The 11,814-nt window shown below is 57.7% G+C and carries 10 protein-coding genes; 3 read left to right on the top strand and 7 right to left on the bottom strand.

Annotated features, from left to right (window positions below):
• Positions 1–24: 24 nt before the first annotated feature.
• Positions 25–1,131, top strand: a complete 1,107-nt coding sequence (locus tag GYN08_RS01355) for a glycerol dehydrogenase (RefSeq protein WP_166271774.1) — start codon at positions 25–27, stop codon at positions 1,129–1,131.
• A gap of 86 nt (positions 1,132–1,217) precedes the next feature.
• On the opposite strand, the gene GYN08_RS01350 is transcribed toward GYN08_RS01355, so the two are convergent.
• The 3 genes from GYN08_RS01350 to GYN08_RS01340 form a co-directional block, all read right to left on the bottom strand.
• The gene (locus GYN08_RS01350) at positions 1,218–2,924 is read right to left on the bottom strand and encodes a hypothetical protein (protein WP_166271772.1); all 1,707 of its coding nucleotides are present in this window, start codon (positions 2,922–2,924) and stop codon (positions 1,218–1,220) included.
• Between the two features lie 177 nt (positions 2,925–3,101).
• The gene (locus GYN08_RS01345; protein WP_166271770.1) at positions 3,102–5,414 is read right to left on the bottom strand and encodes a putative bifunctional diguanylate cyclase/phosphodiesterase; all 2,313 of its coding nucleotides are present in this window, start codon (positions 5,412–5,414) and stop codon (positions 3,102–3,104) included.
• Between the two features lie 151 nt (positions 5,415–5,565).
• Positions 5,566–6,057, bottom strand: a complete 492-nt coding sequence (locus GYN08_RS01340; RefSeq protein ID WP_166271768.1) for a general stress protein — start codon at positions 6,055–6,057, stop codon at positions 5,566–5,568.
• 223 nt (positions 6,058–6,280) lie between these two features.
• Between GYN08_RS01340 and GYN08_RS01335 the strand changes: the two genes are divergently transcribed.
• Complete coding sequence (locus tag GYN08_RS01335) at positions 6,281–6,727, top strand: GNAT family N-acetyltransferase (RefSeq protein ID WP_166271766.1); 447 nt, start codon at positions 6,281–6,283, stop codon at positions 6,725–6,727.
• A 70-nt stretch (positions 6,728–6,797) separates the two neighbouring features.
• On the opposite strand, the gene yfcE is transcribed toward GYN08_RS01335, so the two are convergent.
• From yfcE to rnhA, 4 genes are all read right to left on the bottom strand, one after another.
• A complete protein-coding gene (gene yfcE / locus GYN08_RS01330) occupies positions 6,798–7,349 on the bottom strand; it encodes a phosphodiesterase (RefSeq protein WP_166271764.1) in 552 nt (183 codons plus the stop codon).
• A gap of 240 nt (positions 7,350–7,589) precedes the next feature.
• Positions 7,590–8,003 carry a hypothetical protein gene (locus GYN08_RS01325; RefSeq protein WP_166271762.1) on the bottom strand — a complete coding sequence of 138 codons (414 nt, stop codon included), beginning with the start codon at positions 8,001–8,003 and terminating at the stop codon, positions 7,590–7,592.
• Positions 8,004–8,026: 23 nt separating this feature from the next.
• Positions 8,027–8,695: a uracil-DNA glycosylase gene (gene ung, locus GYN08_RS01320; RefSeq protein WP_166271760.1), complete on the bottom strand. Its 669-nt coding sequence runs from the start codon at positions 8,693–8,695 to the stop codon at positions 8,027–8,029.
• A gap of 216 nt (positions 8,696–8,911) precedes the next feature.
• Positions 8,912–9,556 (bottom strand): ribonuclease H, encoded by a 645-nt coding sequence (gene rnhA / locus GYN08_RS01315; RefSeq protein ID WP_166271758.1) that lies wholly within the window; start codon positions 9,554–9,556, stop codon positions 8,912–8,914.
• A gap of 281 nt (positions 9,557–9,837) precedes the next feature.
• Between rnhA and GYN08_RS01310 the strand changes: the two genes are divergently transcribed.
• A complete protein-coding gene (locus GYN08_RS01310) occupies positions 9,838–11,646 on the top strand; it encodes an ABC transporter ATP-binding protein (protein ID WP_166271756.1) in 1,809 nt (602 codons plus the stop codon).
• Positions 11,647–11,814: the final 168 nt, after the last annotated feature.

The following is an 11,814-nucleotide window of genomic DNA, read 5'->3' as shown; positions in this document are numbered from 1 at the left end:
AAAATGGAAAGGAGCTTGAAATCCATGAGTGAAAAAGTGTTTATCAGTCCCGGCAAGTACGTGCAGGGGAAAGACGTCGTCGACAAAGCGGGCGAATATGCGAAAGCGCTGGGCAGCTCCGCGCTCGTCATCGCGGACAAAGTCGTCTGGCCGATCGCCGGCGACCGCGTGCTCAAAAGCCTGGAAGAATCCGGTATTCGAACGACCAAAGCCGAGTTCCAAGGCGAAGCGTCCCGCGGCGAAATCAAGCGGATCGCCGACCTCGGACAGGACGTCGATCTGGTCGTCGGCGTGGGCGGCGGCAAAACGCTCGATACGGCCAAAGCCGTCAACGATGCGCTGGGTGCCGCCTGCGTCATCGTGCCGACCACCGCTTCCACGGACGCTCCGACGAGCGCATTGTCCGTGCTGTACACGGACGAAGGCGAATTTGACGCGTATTCGTTTTACAAAAAGAACCCGGATCTCATTCTTGTCGACACCAAAGTCATCGCCGGCGCGCCGCCGCTGTTCCTGACTTCCGGCATCGCCGACGCCCTCGCGACCTGGGTCGAATGCCGCGCCGTCATCGAAGCGCGCGCCACGACGATGGCCGGCGGCCTGCCGACGCTGGCGGCGGAAGCGATCGCCCGCAAATGCGAAGAGACGCTGTTCGATTACGGCCTGCTCGCCTACGAATCCGTCAAGCGCAAAGTGGTCACGCCCGCGCTCGATGCGGTCGTCGAAGCGAATACGCTGCTGAGCGGACTCGGCTTCGAAAGCGGCGGCCTGGCCGGCGCGCACGCTATCCATAACGGCTTCACCGTGCTCGAAGGCGATATCCATCATATGACGCACGGTCAAAAAGTCACGTTCGGCACGCTCGTGCAGCTTGCGCTGGAGCGCCGTCCGCTGCACGAAATCGAGCGTTACATCGACTTCTACCTGAAGCTCGACCTGCCGGTCACGCTCGAAGACCTGCATTTGAAAGACGTCTCGAACGAAGACCTGTACCGCGTCGCCCAGGCGGCGACCAAGGAAGGCGAGACGGCGCACAATCTGCCGTTCCCGGTGACGGCCGGCGACGTGCTTGACGCCATTCTCGCGGCGGACCAATATTCGCTGGCGTACAAGGCGAAGATCGGACGCTGATCCGCAGCATGCGAAAACCCCCGATTCCGAATAACGGAGCCGGGGGTTCTTTTATTCTTTTTACGGAGGCATGCGCGCCCTGATGCTTATTCGCTCGCAGGCAGCGTATACAGCACGCGTCCCGCTTCTTGATCGACGGACCAGATTACCCGGTCCCCCGCCAGGACGGGCTGCGTCTCGCCCAACCGGTAGTACGGGAGAGAACGAATCGGCCCGGCCGTCTGTCCCTGACCGTCGACGCGTACGAACTTCAGATCACCCGGTCGTCCTTCAAGATCGTATTCCTGCCACAACACCATGTACCGATCCTCGGACAGTTTGACCAGTTTCGGAACGGAAGCCAGACGGGATTGCCCGCTGTACGCCGCAAGCTTGATCTGACGGACCGCCGACTCGGTCATATTCCCTTTGGGAAGCACGCTCAGCATGATGTCGCGCTGATCGAGTTCCAACCCGGCCATCTCGTACGATGTGTAGGACTTTACTTTGGAGTGATCGACGGAATTCCAGGCCGTCAGATAGCCGGAAGGCGTCACTTCGAATCCTCCGATCGACACGCCGGTCGCGTTGGCTCCGGTCGGACCGGGAATATGGAACAATTCGACTTCCTGATAACTGGCGCCGTCCCCTTTTTGCAGCACGATCGAGCGGGGATAAGCGTCCCCGTGATCGACCAGCACATGCTCGCCCCCGTCGAAAGCCGCATATTGATCGAAAGAGTGGCTGACATGATTTTTTTGGAACCTGCCCAGATCGTTCGTCACGCTCATCGCGGACGTATCGACCAGAATCGTCAGCTGCGACTGATGGTTCAAGCTGTCGGGAGTCGTATACCGCTTCCGCGCAGTATGCACGACCAGCGTATTCCCCTGTTCCGCCATACGCAGACTGCCGGCGTTGAACGGAATAACCGTGTAGCTTGCTCCGCCGGTAATCGACACGCTGCCGATTCGCTTGAACTCCTTGTCGTAACGAACGATGCGAATAACTTCTTTGGCATCGTTCTCCTCTTCGTTTTTCTGCCCGAACACCGCATACTGGTACGTCTCTCCGCTGTAGAAACCGCCGAACAGCGGAAGCTCGTAGGCGATTTTGCGGCTGCCCTGCAGCTTATGGTCCGCCGTATACGTTTCGATCGTCAAGCTTGCCAGCTCGTCGTTTCCCGTCACGATGCCGGTCGTGCCGTCAGGGTTGAGCAGCAGGTTCGAGTGAATCGGCCGCTTCCATCGCTGGAAATCCGCCGTTTCCTGATTGTTCGGCGTCGGATAAGCCCGATCCAGCTCATATGCCCCTTCGGGCGGACGCGGCGACAACCGAATCTCGTTTTGCTCCGCATCGTATTTCAACCGAAACTGCGTCAGTTCCGCCAAGTCGCGCAGTTTGAAATAGGTGCTGCCTTCGATTTGATAAGCCTGTACCCGAAGCGGGCTGCCGTCGATCAAAATGTCGGCGTCCATCTTGCGGGCGTACGGGCGATACGCGTTTGTTTTTTTATCGGCGGCTGCCGGTACGTAAGGCTGCCCCGTCAGAATCTCCACTTTGCGCCGGCGTTCGTTCCAGGTGACCTGGAACTGGCTCGGCGTGCCGTTGAACAATGCGGCGACGTCTCTCAGCCGATAATACGTATTGTTGGCTATCGTGTATCCGTCTACCGGTGCGACTTCCCCATCCATCACGACGGACGCATAAGAACGCTCCGCGACGGTTCGCGGGACGTTCGCCGCATAAGCCGGGCTCCCCAGACCGGCCAGCAGTGTCGTTCCCAGCAGGACGACCAACGCTTTTTTTCTCAATTCAAACTCCCCCTGATTCCTTTTTGCTTGCTAAGTAATTATATCACGAGGAAGTATTAGGCAATATCATCTTTTTTCAATACGATTGGTTTCTTTGCGTCTTTTATGGATTGTTTATCAACAAAAAAGACCGCTCGTCGATGACGGCGGTCTTTCGAATGTCGGCTGAAGCCCGATTCAGGCCGTCCCCGGCATCGCGGTGCGGTCGTTCAACAGCTTTTCCACGCCTTCGGCGGGCAGAGGGCGGCTGAGGTAGTAACCCTGCACTTCGTCGCAGCCGGCGGTTCGCAGAAACTGCAGCTGCTCTTCCGTCTCCACGCCTTCGGCCAGCACTTCCATGTTCAGGCTTCGGCCGATCGCGATGATGGCCCGCACCATATTGCCCCTCTCTTCTTCGCGGTCGATCCCGTCCACGAAAAACCGGTCGATCTTCAGCAGATGAGGCTCGAACGTGCGCAAATATTTCAGCGAAGCATAACCGGTTCCGAAATCGTCGATCGCGATCCGGATTCCCGACTCGCGCAGCAGCCGAAGCTGCATCGATACTTTTTCGACATCCCGGATGGCCAGCGATTCCGTCACTTCGATCGTGACCTGATACGGATCGACGCCGGTTTCGCGGAGCGTGTGCAAAATTTTTTCCACGAACAATTCGTCCTGGAATTGATACGGCGAGACGTTCACGCTCATCCGCAGCGATCCGAAGCCCGATTGTTCCCAGCTTATCTGCTGCAGGCAGGCCGTCTTGAATACCCACTCGCCAATAGGAATGATCATTCCGGTTTCTTCCGCGACCGGAATGAATTCGGCGGGGGATATAAGGCCGAGTACCGGATGGTTCCAGCGGATCAACGCTTCCACGCCCACGACCGTGCAGGTCTGGATATTTTTTTGAAGCTGATAGTGCAGCGAGATCTCGCCGCGTTCGATCGCGCCTCGCATTTCGTGCTCCAGTTCGACTTTGTAAGCCAGACGCTCGCCGAAGCTCGGTTCGAAGAACAAACTCTTTTGATGCCGGTTCTTCTTGGCTTCGTGCATGGCCATGTCCGCGCTTCGCATCAATTCGTCCGCCGTCAGTCCGTCGCGCGGATACAAGGCGACGCCGATGCTCGCCGTCACGTACAGCGCCGTCCCTCCGACCAGCGCCGGCTTCTTGAACACCTCTTCGATCGCGGCAATCGTCCGGTAAGCTTCAATCTCTCCTTCGAGCGGATCGACCAGCACGATAAACTCGTCGCCCCCCTGTCTGGCAAGCAGCCGGGATACTGGGATATATTCACGCAGCCGCTCGGCCACGATCTGCAGCAGGCGGTCCCCCGCGGTATGCCCCATGCTGTCGTTAATGTGCTTGAAGCGATCGAGGTCGAAAAACAGCAGAGCCAGCTGCTTCCGTTCTTCGCCTGCCTGCTCTACGGCTTCGCGCAGCTTGGCATCGAATTTTCTGCGGTTGGGCAGGCCCGTCAGCGAATCGTGATTGGCTTCGTGTTCCTTGACCTCCGCCGTGTGGCTCAGTCTGTTCAGCAGATAATCGTTCTCGATAAAGGTCAAAATAAGCCGGGCGATAATAAGCAGGACGGCCAAAGCGCTGCCCAGCACCATGACATTGAATTCCGACAGTTCTTCCAAAATGATCGCGAACAAAGCTACCAGACTGACGTAAGGCAGCAGTCTTCGAATCCATCTCAGCCGAACCGCCAGCGCTCCCGATACCCGATTCGTTCGGCGCTCCGTCTCTTTTCGCAGCGATTCCAAGCCGGATGCGGCCAGCAGAAGAACGGAAGCCGTCCAGGTGGCGTCGATCGGGCTGCCGAGCAGATAAGTCCCGTTCAACTGCATATAGAGATACACCGAGTCACCGATCGTCAGCAGCAGCACACTGGCCAGAAAAGCCGTGTCCGTCCGGCGGCCGCCGATCGATTGGTTGGCGAACAACAGCAGGCTGAGCAAAAACAGATTCCCCAGGTCAATGATCGGGTAGCTCAAATTCACGAGTACGGGAAGCCAAAGGCTGTCCTGCAGGGAAGATTTGAACATCGGTTCGATGATCAGGCTCCAACTGAATACGACGGTCGTCGACATAAAGATCGAAGCGTCCAGCAGGTACTGCATCAGACGGAGACTTTTCAACCGCTGATACACGACGACAAGCAGCGCAAAAAACAGGGCCCCTCCTTCCGCCAGCCAAAAAAGGTCCGCCAAACTCGGAGAAGGCAGGGAAACGGAGTCAAACAGCGTATCGGCGAGCAGCAGGAGAAGGGAAAGCAGATAGAAAAAGCCGCTGCTTGCGTTAAACAGCCAGAAGAGGCGGTTTTCCGGCGCCGAACGTCTCCATACGCCAATCAACAGCAGCGTGCAGATCAGCATCGGAACGATATTCAAATGACCGATCCATTTAAGCGCGGTCTCGTTCCCTTGGTACAGACGGGATAAAAAAAAGAAAAGAACGAGGTAACCCGCAGAGATTCCGTAAAAAGTTTTTTTGTATGTCATGTTCTGCGGCCTCCGGGACAGAGTAAGGATATTCCTTATATCGGCCCCCCGCTTGTTGTTGCTTAGTTGTTTTTTACTTTTTATTACATAAATTCCGACAACAAAAAACCGGAACAAAAAGTTCCGGTCGTTTGCGAACAACGGAAATCCGTTATTCGCTTGTATTCGCCGACGTACCGAGAATGCTGCGAATGGCGCCGAGATCTCCCGACGTCTCTTCCAGCAGCAGCAGGATCGAGCCGCCCTCCATCGCTTTATCGTACTTTTCGGCTTCTTCTTCGCTGAAGCCGAGCGCGGTGAAGTCGTCTCTCCAGCCGTTGCCGCCGTAGTACGTGTCCGAGCCGATGAACTTCTTCGCCAAAGGTCCGGCCGCGACGTAAGGGCCGACGTTCGTGAATTCGCTCTCGCCCGAAGAACTGAATGTATCGCGAATGCTGTTCAGGAATCCTTTCGACTCTTCCGGCTTCGTATTCGATTCCGGAGAGTTCAGATTCGTATCTTCGCTGATCTCTTCGATATGCTCCGGGTTCCGGCCGATGATGGTAATCTTGTCGCTGCCGACTCCCTGCGTCTTCAACTGTTGAACGGCGTCGAGCGCCGCCTGTTCGGTCGGAAATACGCCGATAATGATTCGATTGGTCATAATGAGTTCCTCCTGTCTCTTCGGTTCTTGGTGGAATGCGTCTCGCTTCCTTCCCTTCCCCCTATTAACCTCATTGCCGCCGTTTCAACCGACCGCGCAGCGCGAGAATCGGAACCGTGGATTTTCGCTGCCGGCTTGGTTATAATGAGGGTTCGAGCCGCGGGCAGAACGACCAAAATCCATTAAGCCCGTTCGGCAGTAAAACGCGACAGGAGGGGTTCCCATGGAGAACTTGACAGTTGTGACGATCGAAAACGAAGACCAGCTCCAGCGCTGCCTCGCCGTGCGGCGCGAAGTGTTTATCGAGGAGCAGCAGGTACCCGAAGAATTGGAAATCGATGCTTACGACGCCATCGGCTCTTCCGCCGGACACGTTTTGCTGAGCACCGAAAACGGCGACGCGGCGGCGGGACGCTTCACGCCTTACAAAGACGGAGCCGCCAAGATGCAGCGCGTAGCCGTTCGTTCGGCCTATCGCGGGCAGGGAGTCGGCCGCGCGCTGATGACGGCGCTCGAAGACTCGGCGCGCCGGTCCGGCTACCGCCGCGCCGTCCTGGACAGTCAGTGCCATGCCGAAAAGTTTTACCTCTCGCTCGGCTACCGAACCGTTCCCGGCGAACCTTTTTACGATGCCGGGATTCTGCACGTTCGGATGGAAAAAGAGCTGTAGGCTGCCGCTTCAGGCGGCGAACGCTTAAACGCAAGAAGCCGGAAGCGGCAGCTTCCGGCTTCTTCGCTTGTCAGGCCAACTCCAGCCTCATGATCTCCGCGCCGTCCAGCCCTTTGACCGCAAGCCCGCTCCCGTCCAGCAGGCCGTAAGACGGCGGATAACCGCCCTTGGGCAGCGATACCGAGCCGGGATTGAACAAATGGATGCCGCCGCGCGTCTCGGCGACCGGGATATGCGTATGTCCCTGCATGAATACGTCTCCCGGCAGCAGGTCGGGCAGATCGTCCATGCGGCGATGGTGGCCGTGCGTGACGAACATTTTTCGCTCCTCGTGCAGCAGAACGGCGTATTCGCCCATGACTGCGAATCCGATCAGCATCTGGTCGACTTCCGCGTCGCAGTTGCCGCGCACCGCGCCGACGACCTGCGTCTTGCGCGAATTCAGCAGCCGGGCAACCTCCTGAGGGTCATAGCCTTCCGGCAGCGGATTGCGCGGCCCGTGATACAGCAGGTCGCCTAGAAGCAGAATGCGCTCCGCCCCTTCGCGGTCCGCCTGCTCCAATGCCCGCTGCAGTCCGGCCGCCGAACCGTGAATATCCGAAATGATCGCCAATTTTTTCATCCGTCTTCTCCTCCTTCATGCTGCGCAGCCTTCGGCCGCGTTCCTTCTCCCATTATAGCGCTCTGTTTCGGAGCAGCACAAAAGCCCCGAAAGCCGACGAGTTGCGGTCGGCTTTCGGGGCCCGTCTATCCGTTTTGATGCGTCCGCCTCGGTCTGCCTATCGGTCGATTGTCGGTCTGTTAGCCGAATGCTCCGGCCGACCGATTCGCGTGTCGAACAGGCTGTTTGGCGACTTCAGTCTCAGCCGCGGAACGAACGAACGATGAAGCGGTGCTCCCGCTTGTCCAGTACCGTTCCGTCTTCCAACGTGACGGTCTGGTCGTTATGCTTGGTCAGACGCGCTCGCCGAGCCAGCAGCTTGTCGCCTTCCCAGATCATCACTTCCGAGCCGAACAAGATGGCGTGTTCGAACTGCCGCATCGTCTTCATGACATAACCGATGGAGTTCGAACGCCCCGCGGCTTCGCGGCTTTCCTGCGGAAGAACGTCGATTTCCCGGATCGACATAATGTCCTTCATTCCGATCCGGACGCCGCCGGGGCTGAGCACGATATACTGCTCTTTGTCGTTCCAGCGGATCAAAGTCCCGTAGCGCTTCGTCTGATACGGTCCGCCGTTGTCGACTACCACTTTCTTTCCTACCCAATGTTTCAAAGCGCACACCTCCGGGCAATCGCTTACAGCGACGGTATTTCCCAATTTATCGGCTGGATGCCGTGAGATTTCAAGTAATCGTTCGTCTTCGTAAAAGGACGGCTTCCGAAAAATCCGCCCCGCGCCGACAAAGGACTCGGATGCACGGACTTCAACACGGCATGGCGATCCGTGTCGATCAGCGCTTCTTTTTTCTGGGCGTGGGCTCCCCACAAGATGAATACCGCGGGCCGCTCCCTTTCGCCGATGGACCGGATCACCGCATCGGTAAAACGCTGCCATCCCAATTTTTGATGCGAAGCCGCCTTGCCCTCCCGTACGGTCAATACGGTGTTAAGCAGCAGCACGCCCTGCTCCGCCCAGTGGATCAGGCAGCCGTGGTCCGGGGCCGCAATCGCAAGGTCCGAAGTCAGCTCCTTGTACATATTTCTCAGCGAAGGCGGAATCCGTACGCCCGGCAGGACGGAGAAGCTGAGTCCATGGGCTTGTCCCGGGCCGTGGTAAGGATCCTGGCCGAGAATAACGGCCTTGACGGCGGCAAAAGGGGTCAGCTTCAGCGCCTGAAATAAAAGCGGTTCCGGCGGATACACGGTATGCGTCCGGTATTCTTCCTCGACCCGATGCATCAACTCCTTAAAGTACGGTTGACGGATCTCGTCTTTCAGTACCTCATCCCAATCGTTGCCAAACATTCGCTTCGCTCCTTTACAAAATTTCCTGTTGCGGCATGAAAGAAATTCGTCCCGGCCTTCATTACCCGAAAATTGCGCTTGCGCTCCGAACGCCCCAAAACGGTCAAAAAGCCGACTCTCGCGCGAACAAGAGCCGGCCTGGCGGTCCGGTAAACGTTAGAAATTATACTAGCACGTTTGAGGGTACGGCGCAATTTGGCAAGCGCCCCGGGAGTCTTATTTCCGTCCATAGTCGGCTTTGATTTCTCCCCAATCCCGGGTCTCCCACTTCAGGATTTTCGTGCTGTATGGATGCGTTTCGAGCCACTGTACCGCCCGATCGACCAGCGTCCAGATTTCTTCGGTCGATTTGTCCCGCGGCAGCGTGGACGACACCCGGCGCTGCTTGACCCATTTAATGGCGTTGACGGAATCGCTGTAGACCGACTTGTCGCTGCCTTCACGCTGAATATGGGCAAGCGCGTGCACGATCGCGAGAAATTCCCCCAGGTTGTTCGTTCCCTTGGCAATCGGTCCATGGGAAAAGATCACCTCGCCGGTTGCCGTATCCACCCCCTTGTACTCGACGGGTCCGGGATTGCCGCGCGTCCCTACGTCAACCGAGATGCTGTTGTAGTCAATGTCTCCCACGGGTTTCTTCCCCGCTCCGGGGCTTCCCGCTTTCTTCGCGGCACCGGCTCCTCCGGACTTTATGTACGGCTTCGCGCCGCCGGCATAAGCTTCGTCCGCCGCGCTTCTCGATTCGAACGACTTGTATCTGGCGCCCGGAAATCCGTCTACCTGCGCCTTGCATTCCGCCCAGGTCGCGTAGACGCCGGGCTGTCTGCCCGCCCAGACCACGTAAAATTTTGACTTGCTCATACGCACCTCCAACCGTTATAGCTTTTTTGTGAAACACTTCATTATAAATGTTGGCCACGGAAGAATGCAACAAAAGACAAAGACTTACAGCTGGAAACCATATCCTTTCATGGTGGGCGGAACGATTCGCGCGCCGGAAAATGCGCGCTCAAAAACGATAGGTCCGCGAATTTTGTATACACTTGTATACGTTTTTGTATAGTGATAAACTATTTACATATCGAATTCGCTTGTCGGGATTTTGCTTGATTTTTTATTTCAAAAGGAGTTGGTTCATGCCCATGTCCAAATTCGGAACCCCTTCGATGGGACGTATGAAATTCGACGAAAATGCCGAAAAACCGGATTTGTCGCCCGCTATGCTGCGGCGGATCGCCGCTTATTTCCTGCCTTACCGGACGCGCACGCTGGCCGTGCTGGCCGTGTTGACGGTCACTTCCCTGCTGGGTCTGCTTCCGCCCCTGCTCATCCAGCAGATCGTCGACCGGGCGCTGCCGGACAAAGACCTGCGCCTGCTCGCCATCCTCGTGTTCTCTTCGCTCGCGACGACGATCGCGGCGGGAGCTCTCGGCGTGCTGCAAAGCTACCTGAATTCGTATATTTCGCAGCATATCGTATACGATATGAAGAACCGGATGTACCGCCATCTGCAGAGCCTGCCGCTGTCTTTTTTCTCGAACGTCAAGCAGGGCGAAGTGATTACCCGCATGACGAGCGACATCGCCGGCATTCAAGGCGTATTCAGCGGCACGATCGTGAGCTTCGCCAGCAACGTGCTGATTCTCGTCACGACCTCCGTCACGCTCTTTATCATGAACTGGAAGCTGGCCGTGCTCAGTCTGTTCGTGCTGCCGCTGTTCGTCGCGCCCACCCGGCGAATGGGCCGCGTCCGTTGGAAGTTCGCCAAGCAAACCCAGGAGAAATTGGGCGAGCAAAACCGGATTACCGAAGAAACGCTCGGCTTGAGCGGATATATGCTCATGAAGCTGTTTGCGCGCGACGACCGCGAATACGACGCTTTCCGCAAAGCCAACGCCGAGACGACCCGGCTGCAGATTCGCGAATCGACGGCCGGACGCTGGTTCATGATGATGGTAAGCACCTTCGGATCGATCGGCCCGATGCTGATCTATTTGTACGGAGGCTACTTGTTCATACAGGGCGAAATCACCGTCGGCGCAATTATCGCGTTCGTCGCCCTGCTCGGCCGCCTCTACGGTCCCGTCGGTCAGCTGACCAACTTGTACGTCGAAATCAAACGCTCCGTCGCGCTGTTTCAGCGCATTTTCGAATATTTCGACATCGTGCCGGAAATCGCCGACCGCCCCGGCGCTTCTTCCGACATTCCGGATGGCGGCATCGAGTTCCGCGGCGTCGAATTCGCTTACCGGCCGGACAAGCCGGCGCTGCGGGGGATCTCCTTCGCGGCGGAGCCCGGTACGATTACGGCGCTTGTCGGACCGAGCGGCGCCGGCAAAACGACGATTACCCAGCTCATTCCGAGACTGTACGAAGCCGAGAAGGGCATCGTGTCGATCGGCGGCGCCGATGTACGGTCGCTGAAACTCGACGCGCTCCGCTCGCATATCGGACTGGTCACGCAGGACACGTACTTGTTTAACGCCACGATTCGGGAAAATCTGCTGTACGCCGACGAAAATGCCGACGAGCGGCGGATGATCGACGCCTGCCGGGCGGCTTATATCCACGATTTTATCCTGTCGCTGCCGGACGGCTACGATACGCTTGTCGGCAACCGCGGCATCAAGCTCTCCGGCGGGGAAAAACAGCGCATCGCCATCGCCCGGGTACTGCTCAAGAACCCGCCGATCGTCATCCTCGACGAAGCGACCTCCGCGCTGGATACGCGGTCCGAGCATTATGTGCAGCAGGCGATGCGGTCGCTGCTGACCGGCAAGACCGGCATCGTGATCGCCCACCGCCTCTCCACCGTCCGCAGCGCGGACCAGATTCTCGTCGTCGACAACGGCGCAATCGCCGAACGGGGACGGCATGAGGAGCTGCTGGCGCTCGGCGGTCTCTACAAAGAACTGCATGACAAGCAGTTCGCGGCGAAATCGCCGGCTTGAGCTTCCGGGAGGACGCGAAGCGGGACGCAGGGCGACGCACAATGACCGCCCAGTGACCGCCGAATAGGAAAAATCCTGAAAAAGCTCTCGCGGTCACCGTCCGCCGCCGCTGGCTTTTCCCGGAACTTTGCGTCCATAATAAGGAAGAACGTCCGGGCGAACGAAGAT

Origin of the sequence: Saccharibacillus alkalitolerans (genome assembly GCF_011090185.1) — a bacterium.
GTDB lineage: Bacteria > Bacillota > Bacilli > Paenibacillales > Paenibacillaceae > Saccharibacillus > Saccharibacillus alkalitolerans.
The sequence above is the reverse complement of the archived record's forward strand: the minus strand, read 5'-3'. Positions and strand labels throughout refer to the sequence as shown.